15 protein-coding genes are annotated in these 18,896 nt (G+C 38.1%); 5 read left to right on the forward strand and 10 right to left on the reverse strand.

The window, feature by feature from the left end:
* Positions 1-74: 74 nt before the first annotated feature.
* From IGI69_RS01100 to IGI69_RS01115, 4 genes are all read left to right on the forward strand, one after another.
* The gene (locus tag IGI69_RS01100) at positions 75-1,037 is read left to right on the forward strand and encodes a PTS mannose/fructose/sorbose transporter subunit IIAB (RefSeq protein ID WP_167822644.1); all 963 of its coding nucleotides are present in this window, start codon (positions 75-77) and stop codon (positions 1,035-1,037) included.
* A gap of 140 nt (positions 1,038-1,177) precedes the next feature.
* Positions 1,178-1,966 carry a PTS mannose/fructose/sorbose/N-acetylgalactosamine transporter subunit IIC gene (locus IGI69_RS01105; protein WP_005226797.1) on the forward strand — a complete coding sequence of 263 codons (789 nt, stop codon included), beginning with the start codon at positions 1,178-1,180 and terminating at the stop codon, positions 1,964-1,966.
* Entirely contained in the window at positions 1,950-2,759 is an 810-nt protein-coding gene (locus tag IGI69_RS01110; RefSeq protein ID WP_005226799.1) for a PTS system mannose/fructose/sorbose family transporter subunit IID, read from the forward strand. Before IGI69_RS01105 ends, IGI69_RS01110 begins: the two co-directional genes overlap by 17 nt.
* A 204-nt stretch (positions 2,760-2,963) precedes the next feature.
* Positions 2,964-5,981, forward strand: a complete 3,018-nt coding sequence (locus tag IGI69_RS01115; protein WP_438739410.1) for a polysaccharide lyase 8 family protein — start codon at positions 2,964-2,966, stop codon at positions 5,979-5,981.
* A gap of 531 nt (positions 5,982-6,512) precedes the next feature.
* On the opposite strand, the gene IGI69_RS01120 is transcribed toward IGI69_RS01115, so the two are convergent.
* The 6 genes from IGI69_RS01120 to IGI69_RS01145 form a co-directional block, all read right to left on the reverse strand.
* Entirely contained in the window at positions 6,513-7,745 is a 1,233-nt protein-coding gene (locus IGI69_RS01120; RefSeq protein ID WP_438739412.1) for a tyrosine-type recombinase/integrase, read from the reverse strand.
* A gap of 2 nt (positions 7,746-7,747) precedes the next feature.
* Positions 7,748-7,954 (reverse strand): DUF3173 family protein, encoded by a 207-nt coding sequence (locus IGI69_RS01125; protein ID WP_438739414.1) that lies wholly within the window; start codon positions 7,952-7,954, stop codon positions 7,748-7,750.
* 2 nt (positions 7,955-7,956) lie between these two features.
* The gene (locus tag IGI69_RS01130) at positions 7,957-8,559 is read right to left on the reverse strand and encodes a replication protein (RefSeq protein ID WP_438739416.1); all 603 of its coding nucleotides are present in this window, start codon (positions 8,557-8,559) and stop codon (positions 7,957-7,959) included.
* A 134-nt stretch (positions 8,560-8,693) separates the two neighbouring features.
* On the reverse strand, positions 8,694-9,290 hold the full coding sequence (locus IGI69_RS01135) for a hypothetical protein (protein ID WP_438739418.1): 597 nt from the start codon (positions 9,288-9,290) through the stop codon (positions 8,694-8,696).
* Complete coding sequence (locus IGI69_RS01140; protein WP_438739420.1) at positions 9,291-10,361, reverse strand: helicase HerA domain-containing protein; 1,071 nt, start codon at positions 10,359-10,361, stop codon at positions 9,291-9,293.
* Positions 10,361-10,675, reverse strand: coding sequence for a hypothetical protein (locus tag IGI69_RS01145; RefSeq protein ID WP_438739422.1), 315 nt, complete (start codon positions 10,673-10,675; stop codon positions 10,361-10,363). Before IGI69_RS01145 ends, IGI69_RS01140 begins: the two co-directional genes overlap by 1 nt.
* A gap of 167 nt (positions 10,676-10,842) precedes the next feature.
* On the opposite strand from IGI69_RS01145, the gene IGI69_RS01150 reads away from it, so the two are divergent.
* On the forward strand, positions 10,843-11,811 hold the full coding sequence (locus IGI69_RS01150) for a hypothetical protein (protein WP_438739424.1): 969 nt from the start codon (positions 10,843-10,845) through the stop codon (positions 11,809-11,811).
* Positions 11,812-11,918: 107 nt separating this feature from the next.
* Here the strand turns inward: IGI69_RS01150 and IGI69_RS01155 are convergent, their stop codons facing one another.
* From IGI69_RS01155 to IGI69_RS01170, 4 genes are read right to left on the reverse strand one after another with little or no spacing between them, the layout of a single operon-like run.
* Positions 11,919-15,017 (reverse strand): HsdR family type I site-specific deoxyribonuclease, encoded by a 3,099-nt coding sequence (locus tag IGI69_RS01155; RefSeq protein WP_438739426.1) that lies wholly within the window; start codon positions 15,015-15,017, stop codon positions 11,919-11,921.
* A 2-nt stretch (positions 15,018-15,019) separates the two neighbouring features.
* Positions 15,020-16,126 (reverse strand): anticodon nuclease, encoded by a 1,107-nt coding sequence (locus IGI69_RS01160; protein WP_438739428.1) that lies wholly within the window; start codon positions 16,124-16,126, stop codon positions 15,020-15,022.
* A gap of 1 nt (position 16,127) precedes the next feature.
* Complete coding sequence (locus tag IGI69_RS01165; protein WP_438739430.1) at positions 16,128-17,273, reverse strand: restriction endonuclease subunit S; 1,146 nt, start codon at positions 17,271-17,273, stop codon at positions 16,128-16,130.
* Complete coding sequence (locus IGI69_RS01170) at positions 17,270-18,817, reverse strand: type I restriction-modification system subunit M (protein ID WP_438739432.1); 1,548 nt, start codon at positions 18,815-18,817, stop codon at positions 17,270-17,272. The genes IGI69_RS01165 and IGI69_RS01170 overlap by 4 nt, the downstream gene beginning before the upstream one ends.
* Positions 18,818-18,896: the final 79 nt, after the last annotated feature.

An 18,896-nucleotide genomic window follows, 5' to 3' on the forward strand; every position in this document is an offset into this window, starting at 1 on the left:
AAATTCAATATGTTAAGATATTAGGTTTACGAATGGCTTGCCATGTGGTATAGTATGCTTACAAGGAACATAACATGTTAAGTAGGGCGACCTGCGGAGTAGGAGGGAAATTAGTGGAAAACATTGTATTGATCAGTCATGGCGGCATGGCAGAAGGGGTCAAAAGTAGTCTCGAGATGATCGTAGGCCAGCAAGCAAACGTTCACACCGTTTCATTACGACCAGATAGTGACAATCTGCAATTTGAGAAAGAATTGAACGAGAAAATGAAAGCCCTTAACGGTTCAACATTGATTATTGCGGATTTATTAGGAGGAACCCCGTGCAACGTTGCAGTCAAGAATTATTTAGAGGATGACGAAGTGGCGATCTTAGCTGGAATGACATTGTCCGTAGTGATCGAGGCAGTCGTCAATCAACGAGCGACGATCAAAGAGCTGCTTTGCTTAGCCAAAGAAAACATCGTTGATGTCAAAGCAGGGATGAACCAAGCAGAACAAGAGATTTTAGAAGAAAAGCAAGAGGAATTAGGGGATTACAGTGCGTATGCTGGGCAAGAAAATATCGTCAATAGTCGAATCGATGAGCGCTTGATCCATGGACAAGTCGCCGGTATCTGGTCCACCAGTTTAAACACGCAACGGATCATCGTAGCCAATGATGAAGCCGCCGTAGACCCATTACAAAAATCTTCTTTACGAATGGCAGCGCCAACTTCGATGCGACTTTCGGTCCTTCCGGTGGCAACGGCAGCCAAAAATATTCGCGCCGGTCGTTATGGAAAACAACGGTTGTTTTTGCTTTTCAAAAATCCCCAAGATGTTTTGCGTTATATTGAAGCAGATGGACCGATCAAAGCGATCAACGTCGGCAACATGAGCTACAAAGAAGGCGCGCGGGAAGTGACCAAAAGCATTCAAGTACTGCCAGAAGAAGAGCCGATCTTTGAAGCGATCGCCGCAAAAGGCATCACCGTCACGGCACAGCTTGTACCCAATGAACCATCGATCGACTTTATGAAGAAATTACGAGGATAAACCAGGCAGGGATTGAATCGAGGAGAATATGTAGCGGAAGATTTGTCAAAAAACGAGTGTTTTTCACGATTTATCTGAGGCGACATAACGATCGATAACTAGCCAGTTAAGACTCGTTCATACAATTAGGAGGAAAATTCATGCATTTAGCAGCGTATCAAATCATTCTTATTACTGTTTATGCTTTTATTGCTATTAATGATTCACTTATTTCCAATACGTTGACCCAACCAGCGATCGCCGGAATGATTTCTGGAATGATCATGGGGGACTTAAAGACCGGTTTGATGGTCGGTGGGACCTTACAGTTGATGCGTTTGGGGATCGCCGCATTTGGTGGTGCATCCGTCCCGGATTATTTTACCGGCGCAGTACTGGGAACAGCGTTTGCCGTGATCTCAGGAAACGGCGCGGAATATGGCATCGGCTTAGCAGTTCCAGTGTCCTTGCTGATGCTGCAACTGGATGTGGTGGCTCGTTTTTGTAACGTATTTCTACTACACCGGATCGATAGAGCCATCGACAACATGCAAGTCAAACGAATCCCACGGTTAGTTTTATCGGGTTCTTTCTTATGGGGATTGTCACGGGCGATTCCGATTTTATTGATGCTTTTAGCTGGAGATGCAGTCGTTACGACGATTACCGATAACACGCCAGAATGGCTGATGACTGGACTAAAAACCGCTGGTGGCGTCTTGCCAGTCGTCGGGGTAGCGATCTTATTGCGCTACTTGCCAACAAAGCACTATATTCCTTATTTGTTATTAGGCTTCTTTTTAGCTGCGTATCTGCAAGTCCCAATGCTCGGCGTTTCCATCATTGGGCTCGTAGCAGCAATGTTAGTCTTTAAACGAGATAGCGAAAAAGGCACCGTTGCAACGGCAGCTGCTGGAGATTTTGAAGGAGGATATGATGGCGATGAGTGATCAAAAACTGACAAAAAAAGAGTTGAATACCATTAGCTGGCGCTATATTTTGGCAAGCCAATTAAACTGGAACTATGAGCGAATGATGAGTTCAGGCTACCTTTACGGCATCCTGCCCGTCTTGAAAAAATTCTATGGCCACGATGAAACCCAGCTGCAAGATATGCTGCGGACCCACAATCAATTTTTCAATACCAATGCGATCTTTGGGAACTTGATCATGGGAATCGATGTCGCGATTGAAGAACAAGATGGACACAAAGCCAAAGAAACGATCATCGCCTTGAAAACGGCCTTGATGGGTTCCTTGGCCGGTGTCGGTGACTCCTTGTTCCACGTGATTTGGGGAACGATCTTTGGCTCTGTTGCTGGCACATTAGCGCAAAATGGTTCCGTCGTTGGTTGTGTCATCTGGATCATCGCCAACATCGCGTTACTTTTCGGTCGGGCAGCGTTGCTACCTCTAGGTTACAAACAAGGGGTCAAATTAGTGACAACCTTGAAAGACAAATTATCGGCCTTCACCAATGCCGCAACCGTTTTAGGGGTCACAGTGATTGGGGCCTTGATTCCCTCTGTGGTCAAAGCAACTGTTCCTTTTGTCTATAAAAAAGATGGCGTCGAATTGGTGATCCAAGACACGTTGGATGCCATCTTGCCATCCCTTGTACCTATCTTGCTCGTCTTGCTGACCTACTGGATGTTAGGCCAAAAGAAACTAAATTCCACTCGAGTAATTTGGATCATCTTGATCTTGTCGATCGTTTTGAGTGCGTTTGGTATTTTGGGTTAAGAAAGAATCATGGTGTAAAAGGAAATGGGCAGCTGCTGTTATTGTTTTGCAAATCGTATAAGTAGTTAGGGTAGTCAACCTGTTTTCTTTTTAAGAATAGTTGAAATCAATGGAAAAGAGTGCGGAAATGAATTTCTTCACTCTTTTCCCATTCCACACAATGATAGCGCTATCTTTTGCGCGGGAAAACAGGAGGAGTAAAGGATGGAAAAAGGGAAAAAATATCTGCTGATCATGGGGTGTTTCTTGTTGCTGTATTCGGTAGTTGGTGCCACTCGTCTTTCTGGAAATGCCGAGGAACAAATACCCGAATTGCCGGAAGCAGAATCGATTTATCACTCGGATTTTTCTAACCAGAAAGGGTCTTGGCAAGATTTAGTCGGGAAAGCCGAAGTAGCACAAAATTCTACTGGTTTAATGATCAGTAATACGAAACAAGGCACCAATCTGGAATCAGTAACGCTCAACAAAGATGCTCCCAAGCGGTCTTCAGGGGATTTTGAAACTACTTTTTTATATGAAGACCAAGCGAACATTGGGGTGGTCTTTCGCGCAGATGAACAAAAGACAGATCAGTGGCAATCGTTTGCTTATAATCGTGATGGGCAGTGGCAACTTGGTCAACCAGGTGGAAAATGGCTGACAGCTATTTCTGGACCTACTTTGATTGCGGGACAAAAATATAAACTCTTGCTTCAGTATGAGGGCTCGAGTTTTCGTGTCTTTTTAAATGATCAGCTATTTTATGAGAATCAAAAGGTAAACTATCCCAATGGTACGGCAATTGATGGGGAATGGTCCGGGTATGTGGGTATCCGTTTGTTTGGCAATTTATCTAAGCTGAAGGTATTATCGATGCGCAGCGGTCCTATCGGCAGCTTGCCCGTGGAAGATCATACAGCAGAATTTATGCAGCTGCAAGAAAAATGGCAAAATCAACTGGTTTCCGATAACTATGATCCAAATGATCCGACTATGGCTGATTACGTGCAGATGGTCACCTCAGAAGCTGAGGCGTTGTATCAAACCATAAATAAAGCATCTGATCGAACGAGCCTATGGCCCCTCGAACAAGGGAATACTGCTTCAGCGGATGTAACGACTCAATTTACAAAATTACAGAAAATGGCTTTAGCCTATGGCACGAAAGGTAGTTCTTTGTATCAAGATGATGCAGTGGCGGCGACGATTATTGATGGGACAGATTTCATGGTCACTCGAAAAGGGTACGATGGGAAAAAGTACCATGGAAACTGGTGGGATTGGCAAATCGGTGTCCCGCAAAAACTGATCAGTACTTTAATGATTTTAGGCGCTGAGTTACCGTCCGAGAAATTACAGCAATACACTGCCATTATCAGCAGTTATGTACCAGATCCCTTCAAGCAATTGTATACGAAGACACAAGGCAGTTTTACTGAGCTTGCTTTTATTCCAAATTTTGTGACTTCTGGTGCTAATCGTACAGATCTCGCGCTTACTGTATTAGGCTTGGGCATTTTGCAAAGGGACGCTGGGAAAATCACACAAGCTTCAGCAAGTATCGAAGAAGTATTTCAGTTAGTCACAAAAGGCGATGGTTTTTATAAAGATGGCTCCTTTATTCAGCATAATACGATCCCTTATACTGGTTCTTATGGAAATGTACTGATCAAGGGTGTGGGACAAATTCTAGCTATCACACAAGGATCAAGTTTTGAGATGGATGCTGATCTCGTACAAACGTTTGTTAAAAATGTTGATCAAGCATTCTTGCCGTTGATCTATCAAGGAGAAATGCTGCCGTTGGTCAATGGTCGTTCGATCTCAAGAGCTCCAGCCAAAACCAAAGTCGGTTATGGCTCATCAACAGTTTATAATTTGTTGATCGTATCTCAATTCGCACCAACTCAATACCAGCAAAAATTCCGTGAAGCTGCCAAATATTGGCTCAAAGAAAATCCGGATTATTATTTGACGAATGCAAGAGACTTCAATGATTTACAAATGACGATGAATCTCTTGGCAGACCCATCGATTACAGGGGATGCATTACCTTTTACGGGAACAAAACTATACGCTTCAATGGACCGCTTTGTTCAACGAACAACTGATTATATGGTGGGGTTAGGGCTATATTCCAGTCGTATTTCTTCCTTTGAAGCCGGCAACAAGGAAAACAAGCGTGGGTGGCATACAGCAGACGGGATGCTCTACCTCTATAATGATGATCAAGTTCAATTCAATTCCAGCTATTGGCCGACTGTCGATCCATATCGTTTGCCAGGAACAACCGTGGATACCGTACAATTAGCGGATGAAAATTCAGCTTTTACAACGGTAACGTCTCCAGAAAAGTGGGTAGGCGGTGTTGCTTATGATGGTGCAGCTGCGGTGGGAATGGCATTAAACAAAACGGGTACAAAAAATAACGGGAACGTTTTACCAATGAACGTTAAAGCAAAAAAATCGTGGTTTATCATTGATGGGCAGATTGTCGCTTTAGGCGCGGGAATCACTGGCGATACGACAGCTTCTATTGAGACGGTCGTGGATAATCGCTTACTAAATGATGCGTATACTTATCAAATCCTTTCTGATAAAGGAATCATTGATCAGTCAAATGAAACAAGCAGCAAGCAGTGGTTGTTGTTAGACTCCGATCATTCCCAGACCAATATCGGTTACTATTTTCCAGAAGAAACGACAGTAAACGTGGTAAGTGAAACACGAACAGGCAGCTATACAGAAATCAATGAGGCATTTCCAAGTAATGCGGTTTATACCGGAGAATATCGAAAATTCTTGATCAATCATGGCAAAAATCCCATGGAGGATCATTATGCGTATGTCATGTTGCCAGGTATCAATGAAACAGAACTGACTGCCTATGCCCAAGAAGAACCGCTGGAGATTTTAGCCAATACCTCGGAAGTTCAAGCAGTAAAACTTGATCAAACTGACTATTTAGGTATCAATTTTTGGCAGAATGATGGAGGTAGTGTCGCCGATATTACTACTAACAAACCTCTTTCATTGATTAGAACAAGTAGAGAAGGCAAAACCATCTATGCCTTTTCTGATCCAACTCAAACAACGACGACCATGACCTTAAAATTGCCAAAAGACTACCAAAAAATCGTTTCTCAAAGCGATGGAATCAGTTATGATGCTTCGACGAATCTATTTACGGTGAACTTTGCGGAGCAAGACGGTGGAAATAAAGTGATTGTGGTGGAGTAAGGTCGTTCAATACTATCTATCTCATCATCAGCAGCTAGGGATCAATCTCTAGCTGTTTTTTGTCAGCTAGAAAATGGTACGATGAAAGGCTAAACATAGATTTTTTCTTTGACTATTAATTCCTTTAACTACTTTTCAAGTGCCGAGGTTTTGTCAAAAAAATCCTCACAGAAAATGCTGAAAACTTGCGCATTGGCATGAAACGTTTGCTAATTTTCTTCTTACTTAAAAGGCGTATGCTTGCCACTAAAGAAAGTAGCTAAGATTTCAAGCACATCTTTCCAAAGATTGTAATTGTTCCAGCATTTCTCACGCAATATGAAAACGAGGAAATTGAATGAACAAGCAGTACATTAATTAAAATAGCCGATTATTTTGATGTGTATTGAATATCTGTTGGACAGAATCAAAATAAAAAAAGACAGAAACCCTTGATACAGAGGGTTTCTGTCTTTTTGAAGATTATTCCCACTCAATGGAGAGGGTAGGGCTAATAAAGCCTGTTGTTATCACATTTCTAAGGTGTCCCCATTACTTTGGAGACGATTTTGGCGACAATTGTTTCACCGCTTGATTACCGACAAATGTAAATTGCTTACTCGTTGCAGTTTCAATTTTGATAATGCCTGCCATCGATTCGGCGACACCATCATCAATCCCACGCCACAAATGTGCATAGTGTTTAAGCGTAATTTCTGGCGAACTGTGCCCGAGACGTTTTGAAACAACTAACACTGAAGCATTTAATTCATTGATGAGAAAGCTTACATGAGAATGACGTAGCCCTTTCGCCTGTATTACTGGAGCACCCGCAAGTTTTGCATAACGAGCAATAATTCGGGCAATCGTTGATTTAATCATGGGTAAGCCATCATAGGAAAAAATGAAATCCATATTTCCGTGTTGAGCTTGTCGTTCTTTCCATACACCCAAAACTTCAAGTGTATCATTATCTAAAGCAAGCATCCGTTTTCCATCAGCTGTTTTCGTATGGTTCTTCCGATTGTAAATCTTGCGACTCTTAGTAACTAACATATGATGAACACGAAGCTGTTTTTTCTTAAAATCAACATCATTCCACCAGAGAGCTGTTCCTTCATTCACACGAACACCTGTCATGTAGTAGACCCACAGCATCACAAAGCACAAATGCTCATAAAAATCTTCGGTGTAAATCTTCGAGATTACTATCTCAAATTCGTCTTTCGTCCAGTAAGCGACATCCGTTTTCCCTTTAGGAATTGGTTTCACTTGTTGAGCAACATTCTTATCAAGGTAATTGAGAGTTACGGCAAATTCAAGAATTTTTTTCAACATTCCAAAGACCATTGAAGCGTATGACTGTGAATATCCTGCCGCATTTTTATCCATAAGCCACGTTCTGAAGAATTGAATATCGTGCAAAGTAATCTTCCTTAATGGTTTCTTTCCAAAACGTCCTAGTAGAATTTTCAAAGGAGGATTCCGTGACTCAAATGTATCTTCCGTCACTTCCGTCTTATAATGTGGAATGTAAACATTGTTCATGAATTGTTCAAAGGTCATGCCATAATCTGAATAACCTTGAGTTTGCAAAAAGTCATTTTTCACACGGATAGCTTCCGCATAGGCTTCTTTTGCTGACTCAAATTTCTTTCCAGATTGCGACTTTCGACCTTTACGCTTGATACGTTTTCCTGTGATTTTGTCCGTACCTAAGCTTACCTCGTAATAGTATTCCCCATTGTTGTCTTGATAGATATCTTGGTAGCTAGTTTTTGCCAAAGTTATTCCTCCGTTTTTTCGGACAACTCAACATCGCCGATAACGGATTTTACTGCCTGTATGGGGACAACAGAGATACGCCGTCCCTCGTAAAACTCATACCCTTGTTGTACCATATAGTGTTTTGCTTGTCTAATGATATTGGAAGCCGTGTAAGGCGAGAAGCCAGCACGCTTCAAGTCTTCTGAGTTCCCCATTGTTTTACTCATCGTCATCCCTCATTCTTTAAAATTTTCTTAATGGAGCTTTCTGAACTGTAACGCCTTGAGTCTAGTAACCTTGAAAAGAAATACGTTTTATCTACGATTAACTCAAGCAACAAATAATCATTTTTTCTTGCGTACATTACTAGTTCTTCAAATTCCTTAAAATCTTGTTCTGCAATTACATCAATAATACTGTTCAAAAATTCACCCGTATTATGCTCAACAAGGAATTTTCCAAGTTCAAATCCACATCCCCACTCAATATCTTCTGTTTGATAGGGTGTCTTGTCTGGATTTTCCGCATGAGTGAAATATTCATACATTCCCTTTGGAGACATCACAACCTCAACATGTTTTGGAGCGTTGAGCTTTTCGCTAATCAAGTTTGAAACCTGCGAATAGCTTTTCAAAGAATCAAAGTAGAGTGCGCCGTGCTTGTGTGCCTTTTTAATTTCTCCTGTCTCTTTGTTCACGTCTTTATCGTGCCAAGGACTTAGCACAAAGGGTATGTGTATTTCCTCCAAAATTTCTAAGTAGTTCTCTGGGACACTCTCTTGATAGAAAATGAACGCCCATTTATTGCTTCTCTGCTCTTTTTTCTTTTTCATAGTTCATCTTCCTCGATTATTGATTATTGATTCCACGGGGGTCGTAGTAGCCCCGTGGAGTATTTTTCCGCCAATTTTTAAAATATCGGAGCTTATTTGCTTCTACCTAAGGCAGGCAAAAGCTCCGATATTCGTCACCTCACATTTGTTCCCTCAATTCTCAGCCAGTGTTTGTACCGTTCAAAATTCGAGAAAGTGTAGTCTGGAAAGCGACTTGATATTTCTTCTCGAAGAATTTCTTTTGCTTCTAAGATTAGTTTTTGGGCTTGCATGTCATTTGGCAATTTAACGAGATAGGTGATTTTTTTATTCCTAATATCAATGACAGATTTTCGTATTGATCTATTATGCTGTTGAATCTTGAGAACACCTTCTCCTTCATGGTCGGTTTGTCTGACTAAAAACCTTCTTAAACGGTGGCTCACCCAGATTGACTTGAACCAATTTCCTAGAGAATCCTTAGATACCCTTGTTACAATCTCAGGAACCACTAACATAAGAAGAAGCAGGAAAGATACCGCAGTCATGCCTTCTAAGAGATTGGAAACTACATCAGCAACTTTGTACAAGAATTTTGCATATTCAATCAGTGATGAATTTGTTTCGGCTCGCAGAAAAGCGCCTATCATCTTGAATGTAACTAGAACTAAAAGTAGCAATAACGAGCTTATTGACAGAAAGCCGTTAATGTGAAACGTGCGCATGAAGTATGATTTACCTAGTTTCCCCATCTACATTATTCCTTTCAAATCATTAAATGTTGGCGTTAATAATGGAACAATTTGAAACGGATGCTCGGAGTCAATAACCTGTATCAATCCCGTCCCGATTCCTTGCGGTATAACTATTCCTTCAAGTGACAAGTTTGGGAACAAAAACTGTGTCGTTTTGCTATTTATATTGCCCACTTGAATCAATACATTAAGTTGTTCTCTGCAAGAAATAGGAATGGTATTACTATCAAATCTTTGTGATACCAGTAGCAAATGTACTTTTGTAGCCCTGCCTAACAATGAAATTTGAGATAATAGACTAAAGAACGCCTCTTTAATCGGCTTGGCAGTCCCATCTGATAGAGCCAGAACCTCGTCAATGACCAACGTGTAGTGTTCAAAGTCGGCTTGAGGGTTATTGTAAAGCACCTGTTGCCGTTGATGAATTAGCTCCAAGCTCTGGCTAAGTTCGGCATTCACACTTGAAACGTAATCGCTTTTGTTTCGGTTATCGCTTGGGGCAATAACCTTAACGTTGTTCTCCCTGCCCCATCTACTTGGCATATCAAATTTGGGGTCTACAATTACTAGCTTCGAGTTCTTCTTCAATACGCATAGAAGGTAGGTGAGGAAATAAGATTTACCTGACCCAGAGTTTCCTGCGATAGCAATACTTGTAACCTTATTTAAATTGAACTCGAAATTTTCCATGACAGGTACTTTGTTCACTGGTAATTTCGCAACATATTCGTCAATGTCCCGAATAACCAATCGCTTAGAAATACCATTTATCCACGGGAAGAAAAGAGCACGTTTCATATGAATATCATCCGTTTTCAATGGGACAAAATAAGCTCCCGCCTGTTTTAATAACGTAAAATCGGGGTATAGAGCCGCGTTACTGATAAGATAGATTTTTTGATAAAGTTCGTTGTCAACGACATAGCTTGCAGGTTGGCGAGGGACGAAGTAAAAGCCTTCGTCCGCTACCCTTACATTAAATGCGTTGGTGTAAGAAGTCTCACCGTTTATCTGCAATGCCATGTTCAGAGCTTGGAGCAGGTACCCTTCAAGTTCTAAGTTCTTCATTATTTAACAACCCGTATCCCTTCTGAACGGAAGTACACATTTGAGCGAATTTCGATAGCTTCCAGATTATCCAATTTTACTTCTGAAAGAAACGGTGGCAACGATGGTTTTTTGACAAATTTCACAGCGAATGGGTTAACTCCCTCCTGAGTGAAGTAGAGCTTGTAGCCTGTCACCTCCTCTGTACGTTTTCCCTCAATCCAGTTATATTGTGTTTCGATCTCAGAAGAAACATTGATGATTGGTTTGTCGTCAGAAATATACTGACGTGCCGTTTTTTCGTTGTAAGCATTTTGTGAACTTTTTGTTTTCATGAATTTCTCCTTTTTTGCAAACATGACTAGTACATATTGCACAGATTTATTTATCTAGGGACTCGCGATTCCTTTGACATTTTCATTGTATAATAACGAAAAGTAGTAGATGGTATGTTATCATTAAGGTGAATTCCAATGAATTTTCTACCACCCTAGGAGGCACAATGATTTATACAGAAACCAAAGATTACATTTTTTCTCAGATTGGGAAAAGAGTACGTGCCAAGAAGAATGAGTTAAATTTGACGTATTACCAATTAGCAGGTTATGAAAATAAAGTTGACTATGATGGACATCAGAAGGATTCAACTCAAGATAGCAAAGAAGATAAGAAACGAAGATACGCAAAATACGATCTTTCTATTATCAAGAATATTGCAGGCGGGAAAGCCTATGCCAAGAAAAATCCCAATTTAATTTCTGACTCACTGCTGTTGCACTTAACAAAGAAACTTGAATTTTCAAGTGAACTTGAATTGCTTTGGGGAGATATAGATAATAGTGACCTATCTAAAGTTTTATTTGAGAAGCTCCTTATTGATGTTTTATATGGGGATGATGATAAGTTAAAAGAAACATATAATAACGTACTATTTGACTATGTTCCGTATGCTGAATATCACTCATATTGGCAAATGTTTGTGATTGGTGAAATAGAAACGCCTAAATTCCCCAATGGCCAATTAAGTATTCCTTCTCATTTTTATAATCTTAAAGAGGATGATATTTTTGAGAAGTATGAATCCATACAAAAAAACGCAATTGAATTTCTATACTATAAGTGCGGAACGCAGATTCATGCTTTGTTTGTAGATTTCATAATAAAAGAAGGAGATTCTTTGAAGAAACTAGATAAGAAGTTAAATTATTTTGTCTTACATTTAACTAATTTTCTTCTGAAATATATTCCGAACGAGGATTCCTTGGGATTGAGGGCTCGCAATATTATTATTTCTGACTATATGAAATTTGGGACTTTGATAGCTAAAGAAATGAAAGGTGAGCCATGGACATTAAATGAGCATACGCTAAAACTGTTGGTGGAATCTTCCTTTGCATACATTACAGAATTAAAAAGAGTGCAAACCATAGAGCTTGAGGTGATTAACAAATACAATTTTAGCGGAAAATAAAAAGATGATGATGTAGACTGAAATAATTCTACACCACCACCAATGAAATTTTGTGCCTTTAGAAGGACACCCAAATATTTAGGAGTTTAACCGCTATTTTGAATTTATTAAATCCTTCCGCCTACTCCCTTAAATTTATCGACAAAGGCAGATATTTTCTGAAAAACGCTCTGTTTTTTTGTTAAATACTGAGGATTGAGAGGACTCATTTTAGGAAGAACCTCATTAAGCTCCGTTCCATTTTCACTGGCATATTCTCTTTTTAATGAAGTCAAAATATATCTTTTTGCAGCATCTTCATTCAGATTTTCAGTACTAATCAATTCTTCTGCTTCACGCTTTTGCTCAGTTTGAGCAAATGAGAAAAAGGCGTCAATAATACTTGCTTTATCTTGAATACTATCTAAATCAGCTTGGTTGATAAAATCAACTACCAAGCTTTCTTTTGCACGGTTTCCTACACTAGAACGAATTAATCGGCGAACTTCTTCAACCAAGAATGCTTTATCTTTCACCTTTTTGTTATGTTCAAAAATAAGTTCAAGAATGTAATCTAAGTTGATCTCTTGGGATTTCAGAAGATCTACCTCAAAGACAACATCATCCCAATCAATAGAGGCATTTCCTTTTTCTTTTCCAGTTTTTTCACGACGAAACCAATCACGAATATCATTATATGAAGAACGATAATCTTGAATAGCTCTTTCTTCTAACACTTGAGTCTCTTGCATAATAGCTATATCTTCATCCGTTACATAGTGAGTAGCCTTAAACTCTTCTAAAGCTTTAGGGTCAGTCATATCTACTGTTTGTAAAGCTTTTAAAGCCGAATATTCATCATAGTTCTGTAGGATATTTTCAATACGCAAATATTCACCAAATAGTTTAGTAAATTCTTTCTTATCCTTTTCAGTAGCAATCTCATCAACATTAGGAAAACGTTCCTTTAATTCTCTGACTACATCTGCATAACCACGACGGGCTTCACCCGTTACCACATCAGCGAATCCTTCCATATACTCTTTATAACTTTTTTCCAAAACCACATTTTTAGTGTTTTTATCTCCAAAACGAGTAATAGCGTCTATAGTTGCTTGTTCTAAATCTCTAAAAGTAACAATATTTCCAAAAGTTTTGGTGGAATCATAAATACGATTTGTTCTCGAATAAGCTTGCATTAAACCATGATACCTAAGATTTTTATCAACAAATAAAGTATTTAATGTAGGTGCATCAAAACCAGTTAAAAACATTCCAACAACAATTAACAAATCAATCTCTTTGTCTTTTACTCGTTTAGCAAGGTCACGATAATAATTTTGAAACTCTTTACTTTCTACGCCATAGTTGGTTTTAAACATCGCATTGTAGTCTTTGATGGCTGAACTTAAAAACTCCTTTGCACTACTATCCATTGCTGAAGGTTCAAAAGTTTCATCAAGAATTTCACCTATCGCAGTTTGCTCTTCATTAGCTGCAAAGGAGAAGATTGTAGCAATCTTAAGGGGGTTATTGCTTCCTTGTTGTAATTTATTTAATGAATCATAGTAGAGTTTAGCTGCATCGACACTGCTCACAGCAAACATGGCATTAAATCCTTTTCCATTCGCGTTTAGACGATGGGTTTTTACTCTGAAATTATTAAGAATATATTGAGAAATTTCTTTGATGCGTTCAGGATGTAGTAGTGCTTCTTTATTTTCTGCTGCCGATAACTTTTTCTCGTCCTGTTCTTTTTCGATCGTTTTGAACTTGGGACGTACATCGTTATAATCTACTTTGAACTTTAAAACCTTTTCATCTCTAATGGCATCCGTAATGACATAAGAGTGTACCTCTCGCCCAAAGACAGAAGCAGTCGTTTCAGAACCTAACGCATTCTCCGGGAAAATAGGTGTGCCTGTAAATCCAAATTGATAGAACTTCTTAAACTTTTTTTTGATATTTTTTTGAGCTTCACCAAATTGTGAACGGTGAGCTTCATCAAAAATAAATACCACTTGCTTATTATATATAGGTAACTCTGTTTCGCTTTTCATTAGGTTATTAAGTTTTTGAATCGTCGTCACAATAATTTTATTATCATCTTTTTCGATGTTACGCTTTAATCCTGCGGTACTTTCTGAACCATTAACACTATCAGGAGAAAAACGCTGATACTCTTTCATCGTCTGAAAATCCAGGTCTTTCCGATCTACAACAAAAAAAACTTTATCGATAAAATCCAGTTCAGTAGCCAAGCGAGCTGCTTTAAAACTCGTAAGCGTTTTTCCCGAACCTGTTGTATGCCAAATATATCCGCCGCTTTCAATGGTACTCCATTTTTTTGCTTGGTATGCACTTTTAATTTTCCATAATATTCTTTCTGCCGCGGCAATTTGATAAGGTCGCATAACCAGCAGGTTGTCGCTCACATCAAATACGGAATATTTCAGTAGCACATTCAATAAAGTATCTTTCTGAAAGAATGTAGCCGTGAAATCCTTTATATCTTTAATTAGGATATTATCCGCTTTGGCCCAATTCATAGTAAAGTCATAACTGTTCTTATCACGTTTCGTCGTATTTGCAAAATAACGACTATCTGTACCATTAGAGATGACGAAAATCTGTAAATATTTAAACAGAGAGTTATCCGAATTAAAGCTCTCTTTACTGTATCGATGAACCTGATTAAAGGCTTCACGGATCGCAACCCCACGCTTTTTGAGCTCCACTTGTACTAGAGGTAAGCCATTGACTAAGATGGTAACATCATATCGATTCGCATGCGTTCCTTTTTGTTCAAATTGCGAAATAACCTGCACTTTATTATTGGCAATATTTTTTTTATCTACTAGGTAGATGTTCTGAATATGCCCATCATCAAAAACAAAGTCATAAATATAATTGTTATGAATTTTCCGGGTTTTATATATGTGGTTGTCACTCGGTTTATCTAAAAATTGCTCACAAAATCTAAACCATTCAGCATCTGAAAATTGCACATGATTAAGATTTTGCAGCTGCACACGAGCATTATCAAGCATCTGTTCAGGAGTGGTTAAATTAGGCAAATGTTCATAACCTTGATTTACTAAATCTTGAATCAGTTCTCGTTCTAAATTAGCTTCCGTTTGATAGCCTACCCCTTGTTCTGCTATCTTGCTATATTTATCTAAAACGATATAGTGATTTGATTCTGCAATGGATTTATAGTTGCACATCTTTATGCCTCCTTCCAAAAGCTATAGTTATTTATCAAATGATCGAATAATAGCCTAACTGTTTGTTTTTCCTGAGGAGACGGCTCTGCTGCACTTTCATTAGCTAATGTAGAATGGCTTGTAAATTGAATAATACGATTATAATAAGTTTGTTTGTTATCAGGTAATAAGTCTGACCAGTATGGAAATCCAAGAAAACTAGCTGTTTTTTCATATAGATTTCTTAAAAGAGTGAAATGATATTTTTGTACTTGATTGTTCTCAATGGCTTCCTCTATCGTCTTCTTCAAATGCAAATGATATGAAAAGCTCTTATTTGAGTCTCCTGGTTTTTCTTCTAATTTGAAAGTGCCATCTTCTTGACGGTCTAGCATGTAGCAGGTCTTTTTATTAATTTCATTATAGAGCACATTATAAAAAATAGGATTGTGAGTTGTAATAACAAACTTTAGTCCGGAATCACTTTTTTTGATCAAATGAGACAAGTCTACAGCCAGCTGAATCAGATGGTTATCATCTAATGAAGTTACAGGATCATCAATAAACACATATTCCAAATGATTAAGTTTATCTGTCTCTCGTTCACTTGGCTCAGCTATATTTAATACATCAATAACTTGTTTAAGTAAGCTATAAAAAACACTCCAAACAAAGCTACTTTCCTCACCTTTTGAAATTTTAATGTTTGAAGAAGGTTCTTCATTTCCCCGTTCATAAGAAAATGTAACTTCCGAGAAATCCGAATTGAACTTAGGTGTTAATGTACGATCGGTATAATTCTGAAAATGACTAATCACATTTTGATCTTGTCCCTGTTCGTTAAGTACCCATTCAGTAAAAGAATTGGGATGAATTTTGAGTTTTAAATCAACATCATTTTCTAAGTCATTATCCCAATAGAACAAATCTTCCGTAAAAGCATTATAGTAAATGATTTTTTTGCTAGCTAACCCCGTTTCGTCTGTCTCTATATTGTCTTTAGGTGCAACTAACAATTTCAGTTCTCTTGAAAGTCTTGTTTTTCCATTTCCATTAAAGGCATAGATTAATTGAACTTTTTTATCATTATCTTTTAACTGTTGGGCAATTTCATTTAAACTTTTCCACATACTAAGCTTCTACCTCACTTTTCGGAAACGCAAGTAGCATATTACGGTAGTGTTCATATTGCTTTTGACGCAACTCTATTTCACGAGGTAAATCTGATGTAATATCGTTAACTAGGGTATCAAAGCAATCTAGGATTGAAACGATTCGCTCTTGCTCAGCAAGTGGTGGGATGGGAATTTGGATGTTAAGAATATCATCTTTTTTCAAATTAGTTTGATCTACTCCATTATCATATTTAAGTAATTGCCTATTTCGATTCAATACATAAAATAAATATTTTGTGTTTACTTTTTTTTTCTCTACGTTTTTAAAGGCTCCTATCCGTTGATTCAAAGTGTATCTGTCATCTTCGCAAACTAAATAACACTTAGCCAAAGCCCTTCCGTTTGGTAAATCACTCATAACCATAAGGATATCATTAGTGAACAAAGGTGAAATTTGCTCATTAGAATATTTTTTAACTTTTCCGTTTGTTGATATAAATTTCGAATTAACCACAATATATTTCCCGTCATCAACAATAACTTTCTCATGACCTTTCCCATTTCTAAATTCAACAATGTTATTAAGAGTCTTCCACTCAACCTCGCCCTCTTCAAAAGTCAACAACTTATCACGGTAATAGGTATATTGCTTTTTACGAGCTGTAAGCTCTGCTGTAAGCTCTGCTGTAAGCTCTGCTGTAAGCTCTGTGAAGCTGTCCAATATACGGACTATTTCCTCTTGTACTTTTAGAGGTGGGATAGGTATTGGTATTTTGTTCAAAATAGCCTGAGTAAGGCTAGGTCTGCCAGAACCTGTATCTAATTTCATTAAATCAATAGTTTTCATGTAATAGTAGAAAAATTTAGGTGTAAGTTGATTGGTGTCAATTTCTGTGTAATAAATCGTATCAACATTCCAAATGGGATTTTCAACATAAAATATATTTGTAATCGAACCTTTTCTTGGAATTAGAACAGTAGGTTTATCATAAGCAAATTTATCTACATAAGCCATAACTCCACCTGACCCATAAACAGGTATATTACCAACACTTAGTTTTTTCCAATCCTTACCATTCCTTATTTTTACAACTTCCCCTAAAGGCTTCCACTCAACCTCAACCCCATCAAGCAATTTATCCATATAATTCGGCTTAATCATGATTCAATCACCTCAATAATGTCATCAATTTCAGCACGAAGTTGGTCTATCTTTGCTTCAGTCGTTTTTATCTCTGCATTCAACTCATTTATATCAATGACTTCCCTTGTGTCTTTGGCTTCCACATAGGAGCTCACAGATAGGTTATAATCTTTTTCAACGATTTCATCATAATCAACAGATTTTGCAACATGGTCAAAATCTACTTTACTGTCAAACAATTTTACAATTTGCTCAATATGTTCATCTGTAAGTATGTTATTATTGGTTTCTTTTTTATAGAAATCTACGCCACTCGCATCAATAAATTGAGTTTTATTATCGGTTTTATGCTTAGAAAGAATCAAGATATTAACCGCAATAGAAGTCCCATAAAAAAGGTTAGGTGCTAATGAAATAACGGTTTCAACAAAGTTATTATCAATCAGATACTTTCTAATTTTTTGCTCTGCACCGCCACGGTAAAAAATACCAGGGAAACAAACAATAGCTGCACGACCTTTACTTGAAAGGTAACTAAGCGTATGAAGTACAAAGGCAAAATCGGCTTTAGATTTTGGGGCTAATACGCCTGCTGGAGCAAATCTTTCATCATTAATAAGTGTTGGGTCATCACTACCAATCCAATTTACGGAATAAGGTGGATTAGATACAATAGCATCGAAAGGTTTTTCGTCACCAAAGTAAGGATCTCGAAGCGTATCTCCTAAAGCAATATTAAATTTATCGTAATTTATGTTGTGTAAAAACATATTCATACGAGCAAGGTTATAAGTAGTATGGTTAATCTCCTGTCCATAAAAACCATCTTCGATAATATGAGCATCAAACTGTTTCTTTGCTTGTAATAGCAATGAACCTGAACCGGCTGCAGGGTCATATATCTTATTAATGGTCGTTTGCTTGTGTATGGCTAATTGAGCAATAAGCTTAGACACACTCTGCGGTGTGAAGAATTCTCCTCCAGATTTACCAGCATTTGCAGCATAATTAGATATTAGAAACTCATAGGCATCACCAAAAAGGTCAATTTGGCTATCTTCAAAACCACCAAAATTAAGCCCTTCAACGCCTTTAATAACAGCAGCTAATCGGCTGTTTTTGTCCTTTACAGTATTGCCCAATCTATTGCTTGTAGTGTCAAAATCAGCAAATAACCCTTTAATATCTAGTTCAGATGGATAACCATTTGCTGAATTTTCAATAGCAGAGAATATAGTAGCTAAATCCGTATTCAAACTTTCATTTGTGTTGGCGTTTTTCGCAATATTAGCAAATAGCTGACTTGGATATATGAAGTAACCTTTTGTTTTAATGGCATCCTCTTTTATTTCTTTCGTTATAATATCATCATCAAGTTCTGCATATTTGATACTTTCGTCTCCCGCTTCAATATAGCTAGAAAAATTTTCGCTAATGAAACGATAAAATAGCGTTCCTAAAACGTATTGTTTAAAATCCCATCCATCTACTGAGCCACGGACATCATTGGCTATTTTCCAGATTTGAGATTGTAATTCGGCACGTTGTGCTGCACTTGACATTTGTATACCTCCAAATTTTCTTCTTATACATTGATTATAACATTAATTCTAGATAGGTTTTGTAGTTTCCTTCCACCTT

The sequence above is a fragment of the Enterococcus sp. DIV1083b genome, from assembly GCF_051713705.1.
Classification (GTDB): Bacteria; Bacillota; Bacilli; order Lactobacillales; family Enterococcaceae; genus Enterococcus_D; species Enterococcus_D casseliflavus.

Excerpts from the sequence above, each read along its gene's own strand:
- IGI69_RS01105 (WP_005226797.1), top strand. The coding sequence starts at position 1,178 with ATGCATTTAGCAGCGTATCAAATCATTCTTATTACTGTTTATGCTTTT.
- IGI69_RS01145 (WP_438739422.1), bottom strand. The coding sequence starts at position 10,675 with ATGAAAACAAAAAGTTCACAAAATGCTTACAACGAAAAAACGGCACGT.
- IGI69_RS01150 (WP_438739424.1), top strand. The coding sequence starts at position 10,843 with ATGATTTATACAGAAACCAAAGATTACATTTTTTCTCAGATTGGGAAA.
- IGI69_RS01125 (WP_438739414.1), bottom strand. The coding sequence starts at position 7,954 with ATGAGTAAAACAATGGGGAACTCAGAAGACTTGAAGCGTGCTGGCTTC.
- IGI69_RS01160 (WP_438739428.1), bottom strand. The coding sequence starts at position 16,126 with ATGTGGAAAAGTTTAAATGAAATTGCCCAACAGTTAAAAGATAATGAT.
- IGI69_RS01130 (WP_438739416.1), bottom strand. The coding sequence starts at position 8,559 with ATGAAAAAGAAAAAAGAGCAGAGAAGCAATAAATGGGCGTTCATTTTC.
- IGI69_RS01135 (WP_438739418.1), bottom strand. The coding sequence starts at position 9,290 with ATGGGGAAACTAGGTAAATCATACTTCATGCGCACGTTTCACATTAAC.
- IGI69_RS01165 (WP_438739430.1), bottom strand. The coding sequence starts at position 17,273 with ATGATTAAGCCGAATTATATGGATAAATTGCTTGATGGGGTTGAGGTT.
- IGI69_RS01170 (WP_438739432.1), bottom strand. The coding sequence starts at position 18,817 with ATGTCAAGTGCAGCACAACGTGCCGAATTACAATCTCAAATCTGGAAA.
- IGI69_RS01100 (WP_167822644.1), top strand. The coding sequence starts at position 75 with ATGTTAAGTAGGGCGACCTGCGGAGTAGGAGGGAAATTAGTGGAAAAC.
- IGI69_RS01155 (WP_438739426.1), bottom strand. The coding sequence starts at position 15,017 with ATGTGCAACTATAAATCCATTGCAGAATCAAATCACTATATCGTTTTA.
- IGI69_RS01110 (WP_005226799.1), top strand. The coding sequence starts at position 1,950 with ATGATGGCGATGAGTGATCAAAAACTGACAAAAAAAGAGTTGAATACC.
- IGI69_RS01140 (WP_438739420.1), bottom strand. The coding sequence starts at position 10,361 with ATGAAGAACTTAGAACTTGAAGGGTACCTGCTCCAAGCTCTGAACATG.
- IGI69_RS01115 (WP_438739410.1), top strand. The coding sequence starts at position 2,964 with ATGGAAAAAGGGAAAAAATATCTGCTGATCATGGGGTGTTTCTTGTTG.